Genomic DNA, 22,837 nt, shown 5'->3' with positions numbered 1-22,837 from the left:
TTTTACTAAGACAGGGCAGCTATTAGGCTTTGATTATTGGCTATTTACCTTTGGCATCCGCCCAGATGATTTTGTGTAATTGCAATTGAAAGCGTACAGGCAGCGCATCAGCTAACATCCATTCTGCAAGTTCTCGCGCCAGTACAGGCACTTCAGGGCTGGCCTCTTCATCAAAATCATCTGCTACATTGAACATTGGTGAAAACCAAACGGTACCGACCAGTTTATCAAGCTTATGCTCAAACAGTTTCACCTTTGCCCAATCGTAATCCTCACGATTCATAATGACAAACTTAATCTGGTCATGTTGGGTTAAATAATCAAGATTTGACCATAGGTTTTTATCAACTTCACCTGAGCTTGGTGTTTTAAGATCCATGACTTTGCTGACAACTGGCGGGACGTTTTCTACCGTGAGTGCACCTGCTGTTTCAAGGGAGATTTCATAATCATCGGCTAATAAGCGCTTCATAAGTTCAATAGCATTAGGCTGTGCTAAGGGCTCGCCACCGGTAAGACAAATGCGTTTGCAAGGATAACCTTTAATCGTAGTCATAATGGTTTCAAGCGCCTGACGCTCGCCACCACTAAAAGCGTATTCAGTATCACAATAGACGCAGCGTAGCGGACAGCCAGTCAGGCGTACAAATATCGTCGGCAAGCCTGAAGTTAAGGCTTCACCTTGCAAAGAATAAAAAATTTCAGTGATACGAAGTCCTGCTTCGGGATCAGTGACAGGAATAGTAAGGTTGCGTAGTGATGACTCATTCATAACATTTTCAAATACAGTTAAGTGTCGATACATGTTTAGACAGGTATCAATCAAGACGAAAAAAGAGGGCTTATAAAAAGATGATTTACAAGGTAGATAAACTTATAACTCAGTCATATTATTAATAATAAAAGGATTATAACGTAAGCTATCCTATTAAGCCGCAAAAAAAGATACTGGAGTGTAGCAAAAAAGCTCACGACTAATTCATTAGACTGTTAATCATGCTATAGCTCATTTACTTTAAAATAGATGCAGTACATGGCTATTAACGTAACATGGTCACCAACGTAACGATTTTATGTTGTACTGACTATATTTATGAATGCGTCATGACTTCTCTGACGATATATTCGGCAATCGCTAAGGATGACGTTGCACCTGGCGATGGTGCATTACGAATATGGGTAATGTTTCCCTGTTTTCTAATAACGAAATCATCGACTAAAGAGCCGTCAGTCTCCATTGCTTGCGCACGAATCCCTCTGGTAGCGGGGGTTACTGAGACATTTGCTAAAGAGGGAACATATTTAGCGGCTTGTTCGACAAAGTTCGTTTGGCTTAGTACCGTACGTAACTCACGCACGGCCGCAGACATGTTTCTCGACGAAAACTTCCAAAAACCTTTATAGGTGAGAAAGTCATAAATATCTGAGATATTATAATCTTTACCGCTGTAATTTTCACGACCAAAAGAGATAAATGCGTTTGGCCCAATGGTCATTTGACCATCAATGCGTTTGGTAAAATGCACGCCTAAAAAGGGATAGCTAGGGTCGGGAACAGGATAAATTAAACCTTTAACGTGTGCTTTGTAAGCTTCATCAATCACGTAATACTGACCAAAAAATGGCACTATTTTAGGAGTTTCTATATCGCCTGAATGAGCGGCTAGTCGATCAGACTGCAGGCCAGCACAAGCAATAACCTGATCGAAATGAATATCGTGTTGGTCACTGTCTGAAAGATGGCCTGAGAAATGGACAATAACTTTATTATTTTTTTCAGTTAAACGAATCACCTTTTTCCCAAGGATAATATTGCCGCCTCTTTGCTTGATTTCTTTTGCCATTTCTATGGCAATATCTCCATAGCTTACGATAGCGGTACGCGGAGAGTAGAGAGCTTTAGTACCAATACAATTGGGCTCAACCTCTCTGATTTCTTCGCCATTTAGCATGCGAACGTTTGGCACTTTATTGGCGATAGATTTTTGATAGATACTCTCTAACCTAGCTTCTTCAACGACATTTAATGCCACTACTACTTTTCCGCACTCATCATAAGCAATATTATTTTCTAAACAGTATTGTTTGACCAGTTCAGCACCTCGGCGACATAAGCGTGCTTTAAGACCACCCGGCTCATAATAAAGACCAGCATGTACTACACCGGAGTTATGACTTGACTGGTGCTGGGCGACATCGCCTTCTTTTTCAAACACCGTGACTCCAGATTCTGGAAAATCCAAAAGTAATTGCCGTGCCACAGAGAGTCCGTTAATGCCTCCACCAATAATGGCGTAGTGACGGTTAATCATATCAGTTCCTTTGATAAGCAGTCTGAAAATGAACAGTATAGAACTGTTCCAATTGCCAAGCACTCAGAAAAAAGCCGACTTAGGACAAGTCGGCTTTTCATTAAACTGAGTACAACGCTCACAATTAAATAACAGCTGAAATGATATAAAAGTTATTTAAAGGTGATTCGTTTATGCTAAGCGTAATAACTCATTCACTGAAGTTTTAGCACGTGTCTGCGCATCCACTTTTTTCACAATGATAGCAGCATATAAGCTATGCGTGCCGTCTTCAGAAGGCAAGCTGCCTGGTACGACAACTGAGCCTGCTGGTACGCGACCACGATGAATCTCACCCGTTTCACGGTCATAAATGCGCGTAGACTGACCGATATAGACGCCCATAGAGATAACTGCTCCTTCTTCTACGATCACGCCTTCAACGATTTCAGAACGTGCACCGATGAAGCAATTGTCTTCAATAATAGTAGGGTTGGCTTGTAGTGGCTCAAGTACGCCGCCGATACCCACGCCACCTGATAGATGCACGTTTTTACCAATTTGAGCACATGAACCAACAGTCGCCCATGTATCTACCATGGCGCCTTGATCGACATAAGCACCGATATTGACATACGATGGCATTAACACTGCGCCTGCTGCGATATATGAGCCTTTACGGGCAACCGCTGGTGGTACGACACGTACGCCGGCTTCTTTAAACTGAGCTTCGGTCCAATCAGCAAACTTAGTTGGTACTTTGTCATAGAACTGCACATGCTCGCCAGCTGGCATGACATAGTTGTCATTAAGGCGGAACGATAGCAAAACTGCTTTTTTGGCCCACTGATTGACAACCCATTCGCCATCTTTCTTTTCAGCAACGCGCAAGCTACCGTTGTCTAGTTTTTCAAGCACTTCATTAATGGCGTCGCGTACGTCTTGTGGCATAGTGCTTGGGCTGTATTCGTTACGTTTTTCAAATGCTTGTTCGATGGTCTGTTGTAATGACATAAAAGTTCCTAAAAAGTGATCATACCAAACCTAAAAACCTGCTTAACTTTGTCAAACTCGTTTAGCCTACTAGCTGTAGGGCTTGCACTCGTTTTCCGCGTTACTCTAATTTTTGAGATGGTATAGGTGAAGGTAATTGAAAATAGATTTTATATTTGAATATGAGCTGCAACTAAATATGACTGGCAACTAATACTAAAAAAGTAGCTTAGCGTATTGTCGCTAATTTGGCGAGTTTTAGCAAACCGAGTCAGCCACTGTTATGCACTTAAATGACGTATCCAATGCAAAATATCATGATAAACCACGGTGTGGTGTTGCTCATGTAGCGGCTCGTGGCGCATGTTAGGGTGTAAGCGTGCATCAGTATTGCTAAAGCCTTGCTTATGCAAGTTTTTGATTATATCGCGAATGCCGCGACCCATATTACCGATAGGATCGTTCTCGCCGCTGACAAATAGCATCGGAAAGCCCTTGTTGATAGTAGATGCCCAGCCTTTATGCAATCCAGCCTGCATCAACGTAAACAACGTCATAAAACCATTGTTAGTAAAGTCAAAACCAGTCAGTGGGTCAGCTTCATATGCTTCAATATTAGCAGTGTCTTCACTTAACCATGCAAATGGAGAGGGGGAAATACGCTCATTAAGCTTAGCATTGAGTACCTTATTCATGATTTCGGCGAATACGGTATTTGGCTTTTTTGGGGCTGTTTTTGCAAGAATAGTGTTTAACGGAAGCAGGATTTTTACTAGTGGATTCGCATTTGCGGTGCCCATCAGAATGGCTCCAGTAAAATCTTGAGCATGATGCTTAAGTACGGTGCGCACGATAAATGAACCCATCGAGTGACCCATAACGAAGTGCGGCACATCAGGATGACGATTTTTTAAAGTATTCGCCATAACGATGACATCTTTTAATAATGATTGTGCAGGGTGCTCATTACCGAAAAACCCCAACTCTTCTGGTGTTTTAATGGTACGTCCATGACCGAGCTGATCATAAGTAGCGACTGCAATACCATTGTCGGCTAAGAATTGCGCAAATTCTGCATAGCGACCACTGTGCTCTGCCATGCCGTGTACGATTAGCAAGGTCGCCTTAACCTCGCCGTCTGTTGGCTCAAAAAATGTATGATGCAAATAATGGGTATTATCAGAAGAAGTAATTTGTTCAAAAGTACTCATAAGCGAATCCTTAAATAGTTATGGGTTTAAAACGTATGGCCTGTTGTATTGTGTTGGAGTCTACGCTTATAACCGTCTTATCCTTTTTGATTATTTAACGCGCTCTAGGGTGCATATTATAATCATATCATTCTAGATAACCTGTCTTTAATAGCACTTTATTATATCGATAAGCTACAAAATCAATGTTTTATCACATTTATTTAGGATAAATTCATCATTCAACAAATTATGGCTGCAACCAATCTAACTATAAAGCCAGATGCGGTCAATATTATTTGGCTATTTATATCGTCTTTATATATCCGATGAACGTCTCGTAGCACCCAATAAAATTTAGTGCTGATATGGAATAACCAGTTAAATAGTTAATATTAATAAAAATATGAGAGAAAAATAAGGTATTATTAATTAGATTAACTTTATTTTGATAGCACACTTATAAGATAAATATTGCTTAAGTCAAAGTTTTAGTTATATTTCCTTACGCTAAAGAGGGCCAACAACTGGATTCTATACCATTATGAAATCTACCATTGAACTACTCGAAGATACTGATTTTCCTAATATTAAAAGACAGAAGCTCAAAGTCCTGCAAGTTAATATGGGCTACTTATGCAACATGTCCTGTGTGCATTGTCATGTCGCAGCCAGTCCGTACCGTACGGAGATGATGTCACGTGAGCTAGTTGATCTGATTCCACAAGTCCTCCAAGCACAAAATATCGATACGCTAGATTTGACCGGTGGCGCGCCTGAGATGCACGAAGACTTTAAGCACTTGGTCAAAGCAGCACGAGCGTTGGGTGTAAAAGTGATTGATCGCTGTAATTTGACGATTCTGATGGAAGAAGGTTATGAAGATATGGCGCAGTTTTTAGCGGATAATGAGGTTGAAGTCGTCGCCTCGCTACCTTGTTACTCGTTAGAAAATGTAGACAAGCAGCGCGGTAAAGGGGCTTTTGATGACAGTATTTTAGGATTGCATAAGCTTAATGCCTTGGGTTACGGAAAAAGCGATAATAAAGCTGACTCTAATTTAACGTTGAATCTTGTTTATAACCCGCAAGGTGCAACGCTACCGCCCAATCAGCAGCAGCTAGAAGCTGACTATAAGCACGAGTTGAAAGCGCACTTCGATATTGAGTTTAATCAGCTGTTTGCCTTAACCAATATGCCTATTCAGCGCTTTGGTGCGGTGCTATTAGCTAAAAACGAATTCCATCCCTATATGGATCTGCTCAAAGCCAATTATGTGGCTGCTAACTTAACCGAAGTTATGTGCCGCTCGACCATTAGTGTCAATTGGTTAGGAGAGTTGTTTGATTGCGATTTTAATCAGCAGCTAAAGATTCCGGTACCAAACAAATCCCGTCGGCATCTACGAGATTTATTAATGCAGAATCCTGCTGGTGATGATATTGCCATTGCAGATCACTGTTATGGTTGTACGGCAGGACAAGGCAGCAGCTGCGGTGGAATTTTAGAAGAGTCAGCTATTTAGCTTTGTTATAGTCCACAAAATTAAAGTACATAAAATTAGCATAGGTAAACACTTATCAATTTCAACGGAGTTAATACGATGTCGTTATTCAATAACTTAATAGTCAAGATGGCTATTGCTACCACTATCTTGTTATCAAGCGCAGTGGCCTATGCTGACTTTAATCACAGCAGTTGGGATGCGTTGCTAGACAAACATGTGACCATGACTAGTGCTGGTAAGGCGTCAGTGGTGGATTATGCTGGTATGCAGGCGGATAAGAGTAAGCTGTCAAGCTATCTGAGTGCCACTAGTAAAGTGACTCAGTCTGAATTCAATCGTTGGAATAAAGATGAGCAATTAGCATTTTTAATTAATGTCTACAACGCGGCTACGGTAGAGTTGGTGCTCACTAAATATCCAAATATCAAGTCGATTAAAGATATTGGATCATTATTAAGCTCGCCTTGGAAGCAGGATTTTATTCCATTATTGGGTAAAACACGCTCGCTGGATGATATTGAACATAATCTGATTCGCGGCTCCAAGCGTTATAACGATCCGCGTATTCACTTTGCGGTTAATTGTGCGAGCATTGGCTGCCCAGCCCTGTTGGATGATGCTTTCACAGGCAACAAATTAGACAAGCAGCTAGAGCAAGTGACCAGTAAATTCTTAGCCGATAGTAGTCGTAATCGTCTTAAAGGCAGCACGCTTGAGGTCTCGCCAATTTTTAAATGGTACAAAGAAGACTTCGCGACAAATTGGCGTGGTACTAATAACTTAGAGGGTTTTTTAGGTCGTTATAGTTCATCTTTGGGTCTTAACAAGTCTCAAGCCGCTGATCTAAAAAGTGGCAAGACTAAAATCAGCTACACTGATTATGATTGGCGCTTAAATAAAAAATAAACTGGGCGTTAATAAAAATGACTGCTGTGGCAATTAATATCTCTATCGTAATACCGGTATTAAATGAAGCGGACAATTTGCCGCGATTGATTAGTCATCTTGTCCATCTGAATCCACTACCGCATCAAGTCATATTAGTCGATGGCGGTTCAACGGATAGCTCAGTGGCTGTCGCCAAGAAACTGATTGAAGGGTTGATCGATACCAGTCACTCAGTTATCGCTAGCCAATCAGCTAGTAACGGGCAAGTTGCTGACTGGCAAGTAGTAGAGTCCGCCGCTGGTCGTGCTACCCAGATGAATGCAGGTGCTGACCTAGCAACAGGTAACATATTACTATTTTTGCATGCTGATACGCAGTTGCCGAACCACGCTATCACCGATATTAAATCGGCAGTCATGCGAGCAGAGTGGGGGCGTTTCGATGTACATTTGGACAGTTCTGAGTGGATGCTCAAGGTAGTCAGTCAAATGATGAATTGGCGTTCGAGATTGAGTGGGATTGCTACAGGTGACCAAGCAATATTTGTTGAGCGAGAACTTTTTAAGCAGCTAGGCGGTTACCCTGACCAGCCGTTGATGGAAGATATTGAGCTTTGCAAACGTCTTAAAGCTATCGGTAAGCCAGCTTGTCTAAATAGTAAGGTGATAACTTCACCACGGCGCTGGCAGCAGTATGGTACATGGCGCACGATATTACTGATGTGGCGGTTGCGCTTTGATTATTGGTGCGGTGTATCTGCTGATAATATCAAACAGCGTTATTATAAAAACTAGTTATCAACTTAAAGACCATTAAGCAGCAAGCGTATGGTGTGTCATGCGCACCAATTTAGAACAACAACTTTCTATCGGTGCACGCGGCGCACCCTACAAATAAACTTAAATACTCTATGCCAAAGTATCCTATGCCAACAGACACGCTCATCATTATCTTTGCCAAGTTTCCCGCTCGCGGCATGGCAAAAACTCGTCTGCAACCCGCACTCGGTGTCGAAGGCTCTACCAGTATGGCACGCCAGCTGTTATTGCATAGTGTTGAGCAGGCAGTAGCAAGTGGGTTTAGCGTTGAGCTGTGCGTTAGTCCAGCACCAAATGACCCATGTTGGCAGACGCTTAATTTACCCGAGTCATTACAGTGGTCAGCGCAAGCAGATGGTGACTTAGGGTTACGTATGTTAACTGCCAGCCAGCAAGCTCTAAGTAAATTTGAACAGGTTTTATTAATTGGTACTGATTGTCCCAGTCTGACCGAAACACGTATCCAAGGTGCAGTGCAGCAACTAGAGCAGTCTGATGCCGTAATGATTCCAGCCTCGGATGGCGGTTATGTGCTCTTAGGATTTAAGCAAACTCATGCTGATTTATTCTCGGATATCGAGTGGAGTACTGCCAGCGTAGCAGCGGTGACTCGACAGCGTATTAAAGCATTGGATTGGTCGCTGATATTACTAAATCCATTACATGATATTGATGAGCCTGCAGATTTAAAATACCTGCCCGTAGGCTGGCTTGAAAAAATATGATGTTGATTGGCTTGTCCTCTAAATGTGACTAATATTTATTACTTTTAGAATGACATTTATAAGATTGCTTAAGCTGTTTTATTATTAACAAGGAAGTTATTATGCATGAGGTCGTTCAAGATTATTATGGCAAGCAGCTACAAAGCACCGAGGACTTAAAAACGTCAGCATGCTGTGATGTTAGCAATATGCCAAGTTGGTTAAAGCCTTTGTTAGCCAATATTCATGATGAAGTTTTAAGTCGATACTATGGTTGTGGATTGGTCTGCCCAGCGCTACTTGAAGGTTGCCGTATCCTAGATTTGGGATGTGGATCAGGCCGTGATGTGTATGCGCTCGCACAATTGGTTGGACGTACAGGCCATGTGGTCGGTGTCGATATGACGGACGAACAATTAGCCATTGCAAAGCAACATCAAGATTATCATGTCGATAAATTTGGCTACGATAATGTGACGTTTCTTAAGGGCTACATCGAAAAACTAGATGACCTAAATCTAGACTCCAATAGCTTTGATATCATTGTCTCAAATTGCGTCATTAACCTATCACCTGATAAAGCAGCAGTGATGGCCAGTGTGCAGCGTTTGCTTAAGCCGGGCGGTGAGTTTTACTTCTCTGACGTATATGCAGACCGCCGTATCCCGCAGCACTTAATCAATGATCCTGTCCTCTATGGAGAGTGTTTAAGCGGTGCATTATACTGGAAGGATTTTGAGCGCCTAGCGCGACAGGCTGATTTTTTAGACCCGCGTCTGGTTGAAGACCGTCCGCTTGAAATCACTGATCCGCTACTTGCTGCTAAGATTGGTGATATTCAGTTTTTTTCCGCTACTTATCGATTGTTTAAAATCGCCACGCTTGAAGATGCTTGTGAAGACCACGGTCAAGCAGTCGTTTATCACGGAACCATTGACCAGCTAACGCATTGTTTTGATTTAGATAAGCATCATGCGATTGAGACAGGTCGCGTCTTCCCCGTCTGCGGTAATACTTTTCGCATGCTAAAAGAATCACGATTTGCTAAGCATTTTGACTTTATTGGAGATGATAGTCGCCACTACGGTATTTTTGCAGGCTGTGGTGACATCCTGCCATTTGGTAATCAAGCGAATATAATGTCTAGCTCAAATGCTGGGACGTCTGTTGATTCAGGCAGCTGTTGTTAAAAATAAGATTTGTATGATTTAAAAAAACTATTTGTTAAAAAATAGTCTATTAAACATGAAAGAGGCCATCAAATGATTTGATGGCCTCTTTTATTGAATGCATATTTCAACATCTAAGGAAGTAACGCTGCAAGTCTAGTTTTGGTTTGTTCATCCATCGCTTCAATAGGGGTGACTAACGCTTGAGCTAGCGCAGTATGAGCGATTGATTTAGGCTGTTCGGCGGCAAGTAGAGCGATTGCTTGCTTAATCACTTGTTGCGCGTTATCTGCATTTTTCATTAGATTTTTTATAGCATAATCGGCACTGACGGCTTCCTCGGTAGGATGCCAGCTATCAAAATCGGTCACTAGCGCCAAGGTGGCATAGGCGATACTCGCTTCACGTGCCAGCTTCGCTTCTGGCATATTGGTCATACCAATGATGTCCGCTTGCATCTGCCGATACCAGTGTGATTCTGCGCGCGTAGAAAACTGCGGCCCTTCGATACATACATAGGTCGCTTTAGGGTGGCACTGTCCATCCGTAATATTGGCTTTATCATAAGCTCGTAGCAAAATGTCTGCTACTTCAGGGCATAAAGGGTCAGCCATTGACACATGGGCGACCGCACCATCTCCAAAGAACGAGTTTACTCTCTGCTTAGTCATATCAATCATTTGATCAGGAATGACCATATCTAATGGCTTCAGCGACTCTTGCAATGAGCCAACTGCTGAGACTGAGACGATATAGCTGACGCCTAAGGTTTTTAATGCATAGATATTGGCACGATAAGGCACCTCAGATGGGGTCAATCTGTGCCCTTGACCATGTCGCGTTAAGAATGCGACCGTTACGCCATCAAGTTCACCGAGTACAATATCATCGGATGGATCTCCATAGGGTGTCTCAACTTTAACGCTGCGCTTATTGGTTAAAGCCTGCATTTGATACAGACCGCTACCACCGATAATAGCGATATCAGCTGATTTGCGAATAGTTGTGGAGGTGCTGTCGTTTAAAGGCTTTTCATTTGCGATTTGACTATCTCTTACTGTGCTCATCTTAATTGGCTTCCATGTCGTTATGATTGTCGTCAGCATAGGTTATATTTTTTCAAAAATAAATCACTATTAATGAGAGGCTTATAGGTATAACACGAAAAAGTCGTTAGATATAATTTGTATTTGAAGTGAGTTGCGGTATGCTTACTAGGCTATTGATAAATTAAATTAACTTATAACCGAAGATAGTCTTAACCATCAAGGAAGAAACCAATGAAATTGACCAGTAAAACGTCTCTAATCATAGCAATGATTGCGTCTAGTTTGGCATTCACTGCGTGCTCAAAAACAGAAAATGAAACGGCGAGCGTTGATGATTCAGCGGTCTCTGGCGAGTCAGAAACGGCTGCCCCAGCTGCTGATGATAAGCTTGAGACGAAGTTTGTTACCATAGCGACAGGGGGCGCGTCAGGCCCTTATAATATCATTGGTACATCGCTATCAGAGATTTATGCCAAGACCTTTGGTGTTAACTCAAAGACACAAACGACAGGCGCTTCAGTAGAAAACGTCAATCTACTGACCCAAGGCAAGGTCGATATGGTACTGGCGCTTAGTGATGTCGTCACTGATGCCGTTGAAGGTAAAAACAACTTCGATCAACCAGTAGCCAACATTCAACAGATTGCTGTGTTATATCCTAACGTGGTGCAAGTTGTCACCACCAAAAAATCTGGCATCAAAAATATTGAAGATTTGCGCGGTAAGCGTATTGCAGTAGGTGATCAGGGCTCTGGAACTGAGGTTAATGCTAGGACGTTATTGGAAGGGTTCGGTATCACTTATGATGATGTTGAAGTAGATTATCTAGGCTTTGCTGAAGCAGCAGATGGCATGAAAGCGGGTAAAATCGAAGCGGCATTCTTTAGTAGTGGTCTACCAAACTCGTCATTGATGGAGTTAGAGCAAGGCTTAGATTTGCAACTGATAACCATCAATCAAGACAAGCTGAATGAAATCATTGCAACCAAACCTTACTTTAAAACTTTCGAGATTCCTGCAGGCACTTATGGTAATGAAGCAGCGATTCCAACTGCAGCGATTATGAATGCCTTATTAGTACGTTCGGATTTATCTGAAGCTGACGGTTATAAGTTGACCAAGGCTTTATTTGAAAACTTAGATGGTTTAAGAACAGCACACCAAGCGGCCACTGATATCAGTCTAGAGACTGCCAATACTGGCATGGTAGCACCGATTCATCCTGGAGCTAAAAAGTACTATGATGAGCAAGCAGCCAAATAAACGTTTATGGCTATTAACTAGCGCGGCACTGGTTGTTGCGCTAGTTTTTTTTGCGCTATGGGCCAGCTTATCACGTCAGCCTGTTATCGAAGTGCAAGTCGATGGAAGAACCTGTTATTTCACTGAACCTAATTTTCAGTTGCGCTGGATTCATTCTGTAGAAAAGCAATGGTGGGAGGAGCAGTATCAACGTGAAAATGATGGACTACTCCTGACCACTACTTATTTTGAAGCATTTGGCGCCGGCACCCCTTCTACTGAAGCGCTTGCGCCCATACAAAAACCTGGCTATTTGGGTTATCAAATCAACGAGAAGCTACCCAATCTTAATTGGGTAGTATCTAGACTTACCAAGGGTGAGCTTGATTATGCTGACTATCGGCTTTTGATTCATGAGTGGGCGCCAGATTATTCTGAAGTAACTATTACGCCTAAAGCGTATAATTTAATTGATAGATTGAAAAAGGACTTTTGTCATGAACTCTCAAGTGACGGATCACGATAGCGTGATGACTGGGCTCAGCGATGATGCTCATTTGCCTGAGCAGCCAGATACTGGCACTGAAGCTGAGACGGAAGCTCATAATCGAGCAATATTAGAAAAGTATGACCGAGAGTCAATCACCCGTAACATCACCCAAGGCCCAGTAAAGTATTTTATCGCTGGGATTTGCATTTTATATTCTCTGTTTCATCTGTATATCACTTTTAATCCCATGCCTGCACTGCTACAACGCTCTGTGCATGTCGGCGTTGGATTTGCCTTGATATTTCTTATTTTTCCAGCCAGTAAAAAAAGCAGCCGACAGCAGGTGGCTTGGTATGACTGGATTTGGTTTGCCCTGTCCTTATCTGGAATGGCCTATCTCATCTACGAGTATCAAGACATTGTGACCTCGCGTGGCGGCATGGCCAATCAGGTTGATGTGGTATTTTCTATTATCACGGTAATTTGTGTGCTTGAAGGCAGTCGACGTATCACTGGTTGGATTTTGCCTATATTAGCGTCGATATTTTTGGCTTATCCGTTTGTCAGTCATCTAGACTTTATGCCTGATCGGCTGCTTACGCGCCCTTATGATATGGGTGATATCTTTGGTCAACTATTTTTAAAGACTGAAGGTCTCTATTCTGTTGCGATTGGGGCGTCGGTTACTTTCATCTTTCTGTTTATTTTATTTGGCGCATTTTTAGCGCGTTCTGGCATGGGACAGCTGTTTAATGACTTGGCACTAGCATTAGCTGGTGATAAAAAAGGCGGGCCTGCAAAGGTTGCAGTCATCTCAAGTGGCTTTATGGGTAGTATCAACGGCTCAGCATTATCGAACGTTGTCAGCACCGGAGCGTTTACTATCCCTTTAATGAAAAAGGTCGGTTATCATAAGGACTTTGCAGGTGCAGTAGAGGCGAGCGCTTCTGTGGGCGGGCAGATATTGCCACCTATTATGGGTGCCAGTGCTTTTATCATGGCGGAGACCACAGGGTTGCCCTATAGTACGATTGCTTTAGCAGCACTACTACCAGCGGTACTTTATTATTTGGGCGTCATTGCTCAAGTGCATTTTCGCGCCGGACGTCGCGACCTAAAAGGTATCGCCAAAGAGAGCTTACCGCAGGTAAAAGAGGTATTAAAAGCGCGCGGTCACATGCTATTACCGATTGTATTTTTGATATTTCTATTAATCAGAAACGTACCCGTAGGCTATGCCGCGGCTTATACCATTGGTTTTACGGTCGTGATTAGTATGCTACGCAAAGAGACCAGAATGGGGGTTTCTGACATTTTGGGTGCTTTAGAAGATGGTGCTCGTCAGTCGCTAGCCGTGATGGCAGCTTGTGCGGTGGTAGGTGTGATCATCGGGGTTGTGAGTTTGACCAGCTTTGGTACGGTGATGACCTCATCAATCGTGACGCTAGGAGCAGGGTCATTATTCCTAACCCTTATTTTAACGATGCTAGCATCGATGGTATTGGGCATGGGGCTACCGTCTATTCCAGCTTATATTATTACGGCAACGATGGCAGCACCAGCTTTAGCAGGGTTTGATATTCCGATTTTATCAGCGCATATGTTCGTATTCTATTTTGGTATTTTCGCTAATATTACACCGCCTGTGTGTCTGGCAGCCTTTGCCGGCGCTGGTATATCCGGTGGCGATCCGATGAAGACAGGCTTCTTATCGTTAAAGTTAGCATTGGCCGGATTTATCGTGCCATTTATGTTTATTTATAGCCCCACGATGCTGATGATAGACCCAACTGGTCTAGCGGTCACGGCGAAAGATTTTCCGCTACCGCCTATTCTTGACATAGTAACTGTCGTGTTGACTTCGGTCACAGGTGTTATCGCGCTAAGTGCGGCGCTGGAGGGTTATTTTAAAGGTGCTATGAATCCACTAACTCGTGGAATACTGACCATTGGCGCGTTACTATTGATCTATCCTGAGCTTACGACAGGATTAATCGGCGGAGTAATAGTATTAATCGTGGCTGTATTTAATATAAAAACAGCTGATAAGCCAACGCCAACTCTAACCGTTTAAAGCGTTAGACTTGAAGGCTTTACAGATGTATTAAAGTCATAAAAAAGGGTGAATAACAAATAATTGTTATTCACCCTTTTTATATTCTCAGCTTACTGTTTTTAGTGATGATTTTTAGGGTCTGAATTTGGGTTCTAAACCTAGATCCTAAACACAGACACTAACGACTCGCCACTCTTTTAAACATACCCTGAGCAAGCGCTTTAACGATCATTGCCTGACTTTGTACAAAGCCATTATACTTGGGTAAATCATCGTCCATATCTTCTACTCGGCTATCATAAAATAGATGCATAGTCGGTTCAGGTAATGCAGCTATGTCAGGGTAGTTTGTTGTCGGTACTAATATGAGATTGCCACCCAACGCCATTTCTATACTTGGTTTATGACAGTATTTACAAAGTCCACGGTTAATGTTCGGCGGCATTTTCCAGTGCTGAAAAAGCGTTTTTTTGATATCTAATTCGCTGACATCTGACTTAAGCAAAACCGTTACATCATTATAAGCTTGACCAGTGAATTCTTGGCAAATAGTACAGTGGCAGATAAAGCGCCCAACAGGGGTATTGTTGACCGTATAAGTATTGCTATAACAGGAGCAAGAGCCTTCTTGTGGGGTAAATTCGCTGCTCATCGGTCAGTCCTTAAATAGGGTAGGTAGAGTTTTTTATTATTTCGAAATATAGCACTATCTTAGCGTACTAATGTAGTCGCTTTGAGTAGAGCACAATAAAAAAGGAGACCTTTTCGAGTCTCCTTTTTCTATAAATAACTGGCTTAATCAATCAGATACTAGCAGCCAAGCTTACCTTCTGCTGCCAATGCCTTTTTACTACGAATAGGTGCTGGGCAATCTTCGCCGTAGTATTGACGATCGGCAAAGTAGCTTGAGCGTACCATCGGCCCTGCCCAAATGTTAAAGAAGCCAATCTTTTTGCCATAAGCCATATAACGCTGGAACTCGTCTGGATGAACATAACGATCAACTGGCGCGTGGTTTTTACTAGGTTGTAGATACTGACCAACCGTAATCATATCCACGTTATGCGCTTTTAAATCATCAAGCAATGCATATATTTCTTCTTCAGTTTCACCAAGGCCAACCATAAAACCGCACTTGGTAGCGATATCAGGACGACGCTCTTTATACAGCTTGAGCAAATCTAATGAATGTTGATAGTCAGAGCCTGGGCGGAAGGCTTTGTACAGACGAGGCACAGTTTCGATATTGTGGTTAAACACATCTGGCGGTGTTTCCGTCAGCAAATCTAAAGCCACTTCCATGCGCCCACGGAAATCAGGTACTAGGATTTCAATTAAGCAGTTCGGGCTAAGCGCTCTTGATTCATTGAGTACTTCAACGAAATGCGCAGCACCGCCATCTTTTAGATCATCACGATCAACAGAGGTGATAACGGCATATTTCAACTGCAAGCCTAAAATGGTCTCAGCCGTATGGCGGGGTTCATCAGCGTCCAGCTCATTTGGACGACCATGTCCCACGTCGCAGAACGGGCAGCGACGGGTACAAATATCACCCATAATCATAAAGGTCGCCGTACCATCAGCGAAGCACTGCGGCAGGTTAGGGCAGGCAGCTTCTTCACAGACGGTATAGAGCTTTTGCTCACGCAAGGTGGCTTTGATACGGGCCACTTCAGCAGGCGACGACATCTTAACCCGAATCCAATCTGGCTTTTTCTTCGCCTCGACGGTCGGGATTACTTTAATTGGGATACGTGCAACTTTATCGTAGCCACGTAGCTTTTCGCCTTGGATGGCTTTTTTGGGTTTGACCTTAGCAGCAGGCACATGTGTTTGTACGGCAGTTGTCATAATTAAATTATCTCTTAACCCTCTGTAGTATAAGGGTTTATGGAATTATTAAAATGTTTTATGAGTTGAGATATTATAGCAGAGATTTAGGAGTTAATTTCCAAAGAATATTGTCTCACTGACCTAATCAAGACTACTACGATTAGTCTGATTACCATAGTTTTAAATATCTATGTCAATGTCCAATTCATTCAGTATTTCTATAGCAGCACGAAACGCTTCTTGGGTGGCAGGTGCACCGCAGTAAGGCAAGCTATGCATCAATACTTCTCGAATCTCAGCGACACTGGCACCGTTATTAATGGCACCTCGGATATGTCCTTTTAGCTCAGTTGGGCTTTTTTGCGCAATTAAAAAGGCGATGGTGATTAATGAGCGATATTTGCGCGGTAATACTGAGTCATCTTGCCAAGTGCTGCCCCAAGCGTTTTCAATGATCCAGTCTTGCAATGGCTGGGTAAATCCAGTTGCGCTATCAAGCGAGCGTTTGACATGTGCCTCGCCCATTACTTCAGTACGAACCTTGAGACCGTTTTGATAATTAGCGTTGTGCTCCATATCCTTGTTTTCTATGTCGTGGTTTTCCATATCACTACCGTCCATGTCGTCATCCTTCATATTTATTTTATCAATTTAGTATTTGCTAATAAAAACTATTTTTTCAAGCGCTATTTTTCTAAGCTATCGTATTAAAATGATATTTTATAAAATAATATCTTACAAAAGAGTATCGCCGTCGCACAGTATTTGTTTAACCGTAAATCGAGCTGTGCTTGACAAGAGTTACAAGCTGAGTACGGGTTCTATAAAGGCAGTCAATCATATTGTTGATGGTACTATTTATATAATAAATGTTCAATATGACCCCTTTATGGCTGCTTTATGAGCCTTTTAAAGGCTGAGCCATTAACATTTAGAGCGTTTTAAGCTATGATTGCACGGATAATTATTCCACCTAGTACATAGACGCAGGCTGTCATGCTGACTACCCACGTAATGTGCTAATACCCCCCAACTGACGAGGACGACTATTGTGTTAGAAGCTTATCGTAAACATGTCGAAGAACGTGCTGAGCTAGGAACGGTTCCGCTACCACTGAATGAAAAACAAGTAGCAGAGTTGGTTGAAATATTAAAAACCCCACCAGCAGGCGAAGACGCGTTCTTAATGAACCTGCTAGAAAACCGTATTCCTGCTGGCGTTGACCAAGCTGCTTACGTTAAAGCTGCATTTTTAGCTGCTATCCTTAAGGGTGAAGCATCATCACCACTTATCAGCAAGCAAAAAGCCGTTGAAATCCTAGGCACTATGCAAGGTGGCTACAACGTTCAGCCATTGGTTGCTGCACTAGACGACGCCGATGTCGCACAAGACGCAGCAGAAGCATTGAAAAAGACATTGCTCGTATTTGACGCGTTCAATGACGTCACTGAAAAAGCTGAAGCTGGTAATGACATTGCAAAAGAAGTCGTTCAATCTTGGGCTGACGCTGAATGGTTCTTAAACCGTGCTGCCGTACCAGAAAAGACCACTTACACGACGTTTAAAGTGACTGGCGAAACCAACACTGATGACTTGTCACCTGCGCAAGATGCGTGGAGCCGTCCTGATATCCCATTGCATTCATTAGCCATGCACAAAAACTCTCGCGACGGCATCACTGCTGACGAAGAGGGCGTTGTCGGTCCAATGAAGCAGATCGAAGCGTTAAAAGAAAAAGGCCATCCACTGGCTTATGTTGGTGACGTGGTTGGTACGGGTTCTAGCCGTAAGTCTGCGACGAACTCAGTATTGTGGCTCATGGGCGATGATATCCCTAACGTGCCAAACAAACGTGGCGGCGGTTTAGTATTAGGTAACAATATTGCACCTATCTTCTTTAACACTATGGAAGATTCTGGCGCATTACCAATCGAAAAAGTGGCTGTTGATAACCTAAACATGGGTGATGTATTTGACATCTATCCGTATGAAGGCAAAATCACTAAGCATGACTCTGACGAAGTACTGTCAACGTTCAAGCTAAACTCACCAACATTGCTTGATGAAGTTCGTGCTGGTGGCCGTATTCCACTAATCGTTGGTCGTGGTTTGACTAACCGTGCTCGTGAATACATGGGTCTTGGTCATTCAGATATCTTTGCCAAGCCAGAAGAGCCAGTTGATACTGGTAAAGGCTTTACGCTTGCACAAAAAATGGTTGGTAAAGCTTGTGGCCTGCAAGGCGTACGTCCAGGTATGTATTGTGAGCCAAAAATGACTACGGTCGGTTCTCAGGATACCACTGGTCCGATGACCCGTGATGAGCTAAAAGATTTGGCATGTTTGGGCTTCCAAGCAGACTTAGTCATGCAGTCATTCTGTCACACTGCTGCTTATCCAAAGCCAGTTGACGTTGAGACTCAGCATACACTACCTGACTTCATCATGAACCGTGGCGGCGTCAGCTTACGTCCGGGCGATGGCATCATTCACTCGTGGTTGAACCGTATGCTACTTCCAGATACCGTTGGTACTGGTGGTGACTCGCATACTCGTTTCCCAATGGGTATCTCGTTCCCAGCTGGTTCTGGTCTAGTAGCATTCGCAGCAGCGACTGGTGTTATGCCACTTGATATGCCTGAGTCTGTCCGTGTCCGCTTCGTTGGCGAACGTCAGCCTGGTATCACGCTACGTGACTTAGTCCATGCGATTCCTTATCAAGCGATCAAAGAAGGTCTATTAACCGTTGATAAGAAAGGCAAAATCAACGAATTCAATGGTCGTATTCTTGAAATTGAAGGCTTAGAAGACCTAACCGCTGAGCAAGCGTTTGAGTTATCTGATGCGTCAGCTGAGCGTAGTGCCGCAGGTTGTACCATCACGCTATCTGAAGAGTCAGTAACTGAGTACCTAAATTCAAACATCACGCTACTTAAGTGGATGATCTCAGAAGGCTATGGCGATGCGCGTACTATTAGCCGTCGTATCGAGCAAATGCAAGAGTGGTTGGCTAATCCAAGCCTCATGCGTGCTGACGAAGATGCAGAATACGCCATCGATATGACTATCGACATGAGCACGATTAAAGAGCCGATTCTTTGCTGCCCGAACGATCCAGATGATGCAAAAACATTGGCTGACGTGGCTGGTGATACCATTGATGAAGTATTCATTGGTTCATGTATGACTAACATTGGTCATTTCCGTGCTGCAGGTAAACTGCTACAAGACGTACCAGCAGGTAGCCTCAAGACTCGTCTATGGATTGCGCCACCAACCAAGATGGATGCGCGTCAGTTGATGGAAGAAGGTTATTACAACATTTATGCTCAAGCCGGCGCTCGTACTGAGATGCCAGGTTGTTCACTATGTATGGGTAACCAAGCACGTATCGCACCGAACTCTACTGCGGTATCGACCTCAACCCGCAACTTCCCGAACCGTCTAGGTCAAGGCGCTGATGTATATCTGGCTTCTGCAGAGCTTGCAGCAGTGGCAGCAGTACTTGGTAAATTGCCGACTAACGAAGAATATCAGCAGTATGCTGGCATGCTAAACAGCATGGGCGAAGAAGTGTATCAGTACATGAACTTCGACCGTATGGAAGAGTACACTGAAGAAGCGGATAAAATTAACGTTGCTCAGTTGACTTAATATTTGCTTTAAAGCTAATTAGTAAGATAAAAAAAAACCCGCATCATGACGATGCGGGGTTTTTTTGTTATCAGCACTAACTGGCTTCTCTTACTATTTTAGGTATAATATAGGGGCAGGCGGAAACCGTGGCTCTGCACTTTTTTCTCTCTTCTAACTCGGGACGGACCGATACTTTGATAGGCACTTTTTTGTTTACAATCAAGTGCTCTGGAGTTTTGGTTGATTACTTTATCCCCACTCAAACGTCGTATCGTCTATGTGATTATCTTTGAGATTATCGCAATCATTTCTTCTACCTTTGTACTGATGAAGCTCAGTGGTGGCGATGCGGCAGAGTCCTTACCAGTTGCTGTGATGGTGTCATTGGCCGCTGTGATCTGGAACTTTATTTACAATACGGCCTTTGAGGCGTGGGAAAGTCGTAAGCAGGTGACCAAGCGCACGTTATGGATACGTAGTGCCCATGCCTTGGGATTTGAAGGCGGATTGGTTTTAATTTGCTTACCACTGTATATGATTTGGTATGATGTTGGTGTGACAAAAGCCTTTATAATGGAGGCAGCGTTATTGCTATTCTTCTTAGTTTATACCTTTGTTTTTACGTTAGGTTTTGACAAGATATTTACTTTACCATATCAACAGGAGTCAGCCTCCGCTTCTTAACAAGTAACGATATGGTTAACCATAATATATAGGGTTTTACTCAAGACAAAAGGCTGCCATTTGGCAGCCTTTTTGATGATATTTCAAAAGCGAGCCTGACTAGTTTATTACTTACCTTGATAAACTGGTTTGCGCTTTTCAATGAACGCTGTAACCCCTTCAATGAAATCATCAGTTTTCGCCAGCATTGCTTGTTGTTGCACTTCCATATCGAGTGCCTCATTCAAGCCTGAGTAAGCATGAGTATTGAGCATATGTTTCATGCTAGACAAGGCTTTAGCTGGCAGAGCGCTCAGACGAGAGGCAAGCTTTAACACTGCGGCATCAAGATCTTCAGATGACACGACTTGGTTGACCAAGTTTAAGTCAGCCATGTCTTGTGCACTGATTTTATTGCCAAGCATTACAAGCTCAGTGGTTTTAGCAGGGCCAATTAACTGATTTAATAAATACACACCGCCAGCATCAGGTACGAGGCCGATATGTACAAAGGCTTGCACGAATTTCGCGTTATCTGCGGTGATACGAAAATCGCAAGTTAAGGCTAAGTTCATGCCTGCGCCTGCAACCGCGCCTTCTAATTTAGCAATAATTGGTTTATGGATTTTACGCAACTTTAAGCTGACTTCTCCAGCGCCTTCCACCATGCCTTTTAGTTTATTTGAAATCACTTCTTTGTCTATGCCTTCAGATAGCATCTCTTTAATGTCACCACCGCTTGAGAAATTGCCGCCTGCACCTTGTAAGACAATTACTCTAACTTTATCATCAGCTTCAGCCTGCTCAAGCGCTTCTAGTACACTGGTCTTTAATGGTGTGCTAAAGGCATTCAGACTTTTTGGGTCATTTAGAGTGATGGTGGCAATATGGTTTTCGCTGTGATACTCGACTAGAGATTGTGACATCTTGGATTTCCTTATTTTAAATGGCTGATTAACATTGATCGATAATGAATGAAAAGTGATCCGAATAAATGATTCAGTATTTGTTGCTAATTCTGCTTACTATAGCAGCTTGTCATGATTATAAAAGCAGGTTTTGTGGGCGCTTAAGCCATACTAATCTTGATAGTATTTCTGCATAGCTATAGACAGGAATTAATAGGTGGTGAGAAGTCTTTACGGGTTTAAAGCTGCTTACATTCATTATTAGAAACATTACTTGAAATAAATATCTTATGTCTTATGCTAAAGCATTCACGCTTGTACCAAAAAGTCATTCACAAACGAGCTAATCGCTTTTTACTTATAAATAATTATCAGACAAGGAAGTTTCTATGCCTCATATTCAAATCAACAATGCGAATATTTATTACGAAGACAGTGCACCTAATGATCAGAGTAAACCCGTAATGGTGTTCGCCCATGGCCTGCTGTGGAGTACACGAATGTATGATAAGCAGGTAGCACACTTTCAAGATGAGTATCGCTGCATCGCTTTTGATTTTCGCGGGCAGGGACAGTCGCAGATTACTAAGTCCGGCTATGATATGGACACTTTAGCCGATGATACTATCGCGCTACTTGATGCCCTTAACATTGATAGTTGCCATTTTGTAGGTTTATCGATGGGTGGATTTATCGGGCAACGTATCGCTATAAGTCGCCCGGAGCTGTTGTCTTCATTGATATTGTTAGAAACGTCATCTGATCCTGAAGATCCTAAGTCTGCACCGCAATATCGCAAATTGATTACAGCGATTCGTTGGCTAGGTATGAAGCGAGTCAGTAAAAAGGTTATGCCGATTATGTTTGGCAGTAGCTTCTTAGCAGACAAGTCGCGCAAATCTGAATGCAAAGATTGGCTGGCACAGATACAAGGCAATAATAAGGTTGGTGTGTCCAGGGCCACGATGGGCGTCATTGAGCGCAAGGGGACTTATGATCAGCTGGGAAGTATCACGACGCCGACATTGATAGTGGTCGGTGATGAAGATGCAGCGACGCCATATGCCAAGTCTGAGCGGATGCATTTTGCGATTAAAGGCTCGAAGCTTGCTGTCATTGAGCGAGCTGGTCATACTGCGACCATGGAAGAGCCTGAGCAAGTAAATACAGTGATGAGTAATTTTCTAGAGTGCTGTGTGTAGGATTTCAAAGTTTGAATAAAAAAGCCGCTATCATTGATTGAATAGCGGCTTTTTTTGCAAAATTAATATATGACTTTTACAATTGCGTCTTTTATGTAGTTAACATACTTTAAAATAGGTACAGTGCTGCTGGTATTAGTTTCGCGCAGTCTCTGTCGGCGTAGGTATAGTACGCAAGGGAAATTAATACCAGC

Annotated in this window: 20 protein-coding genes; 11 read left to right on the top strand and 9 right to left on the bottom strand. The window is 42.9% G+C overall.

The window, feature by feature from the left end; translation table 11 throughout:
• Positions 1-40: 40 nt before the first annotated feature.
• The 4 genes from queE to AK825_RS09635 all read right to left on the bottom strand — a co-directional run bounded on the left by queE (position 41) and on the right by AK825_RS09635 (position 4,495).
• Positions 41-772 carry a 7-carboxy-7-deazaguanine synthase QueE gene (queE, locus tag AK825_RS09650; RefSeq protein ID WP_068036700.1) on the bottom strand — a complete coding sequence of 244 codons (732 nt, stop codon included), beginning with the start codon at positions 770-772 and terminating at the stop codon, positions 41-43.
• 319 nt (positions 773-1,091) lie between these two features.
• Complete coding sequence (lhgO, locus tag AK825_RS09645; protein ID WP_068036698.1) at positions 1,092-2,312, bottom strand: L-2-hydroxyglutarate oxidase; 1,221 nt, start codon at positions 2,310-2,312, stop codon at positions 1,092-1,094.
• Between the two features lie 171 nt (positions 2,313-2,483).
• Positions 2,484-3,305: a 2,3,4,5-tetrahydropyridine-2,6-dicarboxylate N-succinyltransferase gene (gene dapD / locus AK825_RS09640; protein ID WP_068036694.1), complete on the bottom strand. Its 822-nt coding sequence runs from the start codon at positions 3,303-3,305 to the stop codon at positions 2,484-2,486.
• A gap of 260 nt (positions 3,306-3,565) precedes the next feature.
• Complete coding sequence (locus AK825_RS09635) at positions 3,566-4,495, bottom strand: alpha/beta fold hydrolase (RefSeq protein WP_068036690.1); 930 nt, start codon at positions 4,493-4,495, stop codon at positions 3,566-3,568.
• 523 nt (positions 4,496-5,018) lie between these two features.
• On the opposite strand from AK825_RS09635, the gene arsS reads away from it, so the two are divergent.
• From arsS to AK825_RS09610, 5 genes are all read left to right on the top strand, one after another.
• Entirely contained in the window at positions 5,019-5,999 is a 981-nt protein-coding gene (arsS, locus tag AK825_RS09630) for an arsenosugar biosynthesis radical SAM (seleno)protein ArsS (RefSeq protein ID WP_068036688.1), read from the top strand.
• 78 nt (positions 6,000-6,077) lie between these two features.
• Entirely contained in the window at positions 6,078-6,887 is an 810-nt protein-coding gene (locus tag AK825_RS09625) for a DUF547 domain-containing protein (RefSeq protein ID WP_068036684.1), read from the top strand.
• A 17-nt stretch (positions 6,888-6,904) separates the two neighbouring features.
• Positions 6,905-7,663 (top strand): TIGR04283 family arsenosugar biosynthesis glycosyltransferase, encoded by a 759-nt coding sequence (locus tag AK825_RS09620; RefSeq protein ID WP_068036682.1) that lies wholly within the window; start codon positions 6,905-6,907, stop codon positions 7,661-7,663.
• Positions 7,664-7,794: 131 nt separating this feature from the next.
• The gene (locus AK825_RS09615; RefSeq protein WP_068036677.1) at positions 7,795-8,412 is read left to right on the top strand and encodes a TIGR04282 family arsenosugar biosynthesis glycosyltransferase; all 618 of its coding nucleotides are present in this window, start codon (positions 7,795-7,797) and stop codon (positions 8,410-8,412) included.
• A 101-nt stretch (positions 8,413-8,513) separates the two neighbouring features.
• Positions 8,514-9,581, top strand: coding sequence for a methyltransferase domain-containing protein (locus tag AK825_RS09610; RefSeq protein WP_068036676.1), 1,068 nt, complete (start codon positions 8,514-8,516; stop codon positions 9,579-9,581).
• 113 nt (positions 9,582-9,694) lie between these two features.
• Here AK825_RS09610 and mtnP read toward each other — a convergent pair whose 3' ends face one another.
• Positions 9,695-10,627, bottom strand: a complete 933-nt coding sequence (gene mtnP / locus AK825_RS09605) for an S-methyl-5'-thioadenosine phosphorylase (RefSeq protein ID WP_068036670.1) — start codon at positions 10,625-10,627, stop codon at positions 9,695-9,697.
• Positions 10,628-10,840: 213 nt separating this feature from the next.
• Here mtnP and AK825_RS09600 point away from each other — a divergent pair, with 213 nt between their 5' ends.
• From AK825_RS09600 to AK825_RS09590, 3 genes are read left to right on the top strand one after another with little or no spacing between them, the layout of a single operon-like run.
• On the top strand, positions 10,841-11,872 hold the full coding sequence (locus tag AK825_RS09600; RefSeq protein WP_068036667.1) for a TAXI family TRAP transporter solute-binding subunit: 1,032 nt from the start codon (positions 10,841-10,843) through the stop codon (positions 11,870-11,872).
• Entirely contained in the window at positions 11,850-12,377 is a 528-nt protein-coding gene (locus AK825_RS09595) for a DUF1850 domain-containing protein (RefSeq protein ID WP_068036664.1), read from the top strand. Before AK825_RS09600 ends, AK825_RS09595 begins: the two co-directional genes overlap by 23 nt.
• Positions 12,349-14,415 carry a TRAP transporter permease gene (locus AK825_RS09590; RefSeq protein ID WP_203226469.1) on the top strand — a complete coding sequence of 689 codons (2,067 nt, stop codon included), beginning with the start codon at positions 12,349-12,351 and terminating at the stop codon, positions 14,413-14,415. The genes AK825_RS09595 and AK825_RS09590 overlap by 29 nt, the downstream gene beginning before the upstream one ends.
• A gap of 160 nt (positions 14,416-14,575) precedes the next feature.
• On the opposite strand, the gene AK825_RS09585 is transcribed toward AK825_RS09590, so the two are convergent.
• From AK825_RS09585 to AK825_RS09575, 3 genes are all read right to left on the bottom strand, one after another.
• Positions 14,576-15,049 carry a GFA family protein gene (locus tag AK825_RS09585; protein ID WP_068036661.1) on the bottom strand — a complete coding sequence of 158 codons (474 nt, stop codon included), beginning with the start codon at positions 15,047-15,049 and terminating at the stop codon, positions 14,576-14,578.
• Positions 15,050-15,207: 158 nt separating this feature from the next.
• Positions 15,208-16,251: a lipoyl synthase gene (gene lipA, locus AK825_RS09580; protein WP_068036660.1), complete on the bottom strand. Its 1,044-nt coding sequence runs from the start codon at positions 16,249-16,251 to the stop codon at positions 15,208-15,210.
• A 162-nt stretch (positions 16,252-16,413) separates the two neighbouring features.
• Entirely contained in the window at positions 16,414-16,839 is a 426-nt protein-coding gene (locus AK825_RS09575; RefSeq protein WP_149038801.1) for a carboxymuconolactone decarboxylase family protein, read from the bottom strand.
• A gap of 445 nt (positions 16,840-17,284) precedes the next feature.
• Here AK825_RS09575 and acnB point away from each other — a divergent pair, with 445 nt between their 5' ends.
• Together acnB and AK825_RS09565 are read left to right on the top strand one after the other, a co-directional pair.
• Positions 17,285-19,888 (top strand): bifunctional aconitate hydratase 2/2-methylisocitrate dehydratase, encoded by a 2,604-nt coding sequence (acnB, locus tag AK825_RS09570; RefSeq protein ID WP_068036659.1) that lies wholly within the window; start codon positions 17,285-17,287, stop codon positions 19,886-19,888.
• A gap of 222 nt (positions 19,889-20,110) precedes the next feature.
• Positions 20,111-20,554, top strand: coding sequence for a PACE efflux transporter (locus tag AK825_RS09565; protein WP_203226468.1), 444 nt, complete (start codon positions 20,111-20,113; stop codon positions 20,552-20,554).
• Between the two features lie 107 nt (positions 20,555-20,661).
• On the opposite strand, the gene AK825_RS09560 is transcribed toward AK825_RS09565, so the two are convergent.
• On the bottom strand, positions 20,662-21,459 hold the full coding sequence (locus tag AK825_RS09560; protein WP_068036656.1) for an enoyl-CoA hydratase-related protein: 798 nt from the start codon (positions 21,457-21,459) through the stop codon (positions 20,662-20,664).
• Positions 21,460-21,830: 371 nt separating this feature from the next.
• On the opposite strand from AK825_RS09560, the gene AK825_RS09555 reads away from it, so the two are divergent.
• The gene (locus AK825_RS09555) at positions 21,831-22,643 is read left to right on the top strand and encodes an alpha/beta fold hydrolase (protein WP_068036651.1); all 813 of its coding nucleotides are present in this window, start codon (positions 21,831-21,833) and stop codon (positions 22,641-22,643) included.
• The last annotated feature ends 194 nt before the right edge of the window (positions 22,644-22,837 follow it).

Source organism: Psychrobacter sp. P11G5, assembly GCF_001593305.1.
Classification (GTDB): Bacteria; Pseudomonadota; Gammaproteobacteria; order Pseudomonadales; family Moraxellaceae; genus Psychrobacter.
The sequence above is the reverse complement of the archived record's forward strand: the minus strand, read 5'-3'. Positions and strand labels throughout refer to the sequence as shown.

Excerpts from the sequence above, each read along its gene's own strand:
- AK825_RS09590 (WP_203226469.1), top strand. The coding sequence starts at position 12,349 with ATGAACTCTCAAGTGACGGATCACGATAGCGTGATGACTGGGCTCAGC.
- AK825_RS09600 (WP_068036667.1), top strand. The coding sequence starts at position 10,841 with ATGAAATTGACCAGTAAAACGTCTCTAATCATAGCAATGATTGCGTCT.
- dapD (WP_068036694.1), bottom strand. The coding sequence starts at position 3,305 with ATGTCATTACAACAGACCATCGAACAAGCATTTGAAAAACGTAACGAA.
- AK825_RS09625 (WP_068036684.1), top strand. The coding sequence starts at position 6,078 with ATGTCGTTATTCAATAACTTAATAGTCAAGATGGCTATTGCTACCACT.
- AK825_RS09575 (WP_149038801.1), bottom strand. The coding sequence starts at position 16,839 with ATGGAAAACCACGACATAGAAAACAAGGATATGGAGCACAACGCTAAT.
- AK825_RS09620 (WP_068036682.1), top strand. The coding sequence starts at position 6,905 with ATGACTGCTGTGGCAATTAATATCTCTATCGTAATACCGGTATTAAAT.
- mtnP (WP_068036670.1), bottom strand. The coding sequence starts at position 10,627 with ATGAGCACAGTAAGAGATAGTCAAATCGCAAATGAAAAGCCTTTAAAC.
- lipA (WP_068036660.1), bottom strand. The coding sequence starts at position 16,251 with ATGACAACTGCCGTACAAACACATGTGCCTGCTGCTAAGGTCAAACCC.
- AK825_RS09560 (WP_068036656.1), bottom strand. The coding sequence starts at position 21,459 with ATGTCACAATCTCTAGTCGAGTATCACAGCGAAAACCATATTGCCACC.
- AK825_RS09595 (WP_068036664.1), top strand. The coding sequence starts at position 11,850 with ATGATGAGCAAGCAGCCAAATAAACGTTTATGGCTATTAACTAGCGCG.
- AK825_RS09615 (WP_068036677.1), top strand. The coding sequence starts at position 7,795 with ATGCCAACAGACACGCTCATCATTATCTTTGCCAAGTTTCCCGCTCGC.
- AK825_RS09610 (WP_068036676.1), top strand. The coding sequence starts at position 8,514 with ATGCATGAGGTCGTTCAAGATTATTATGGCAAGCAGCTACAAAGCACC.
- AK825_RS09585 (WP_068036661.1), bottom strand. The coding sequence starts at position 15,049 with ATGAGCAGCGAATTTACCCCACAAGAAGGCTCTTGCTCCTGTTATAGC.
- queE (WP_068036700.1), bottom strand. The coding sequence starts at position 772 with ATGAATGAGTCATCACTACGCAACCTTACTATTCCTGTCACTGATCCC.
- lhgO (WP_068036698.1), bottom strand. The coding sequence starts at position 2,312 with ATGATTAACCGTCACTACGCCATTATTGGTGGAGGCATTAACGGACTC.
- AK825_RS09635 (WP_068036690.1), bottom strand. The coding sequence starts at position 4,495 with ATGAGTACTTTTGAACAAATTACTTCTTCTGATAATACCCATTATTTG.
- arsS (WP_068036688.1), top strand. The coding sequence starts at position 5,019 with ATGAAATCTACCATTGAACTACTCGAAGATACTGATTTTCCTAATATT.
- AK825_RS09555 (WP_068036651.1), top strand. The coding sequence starts at position 21,831 with ATGCCTCATATTCAAATCAACAATGCGAATATTTATTACGAAGACAGT.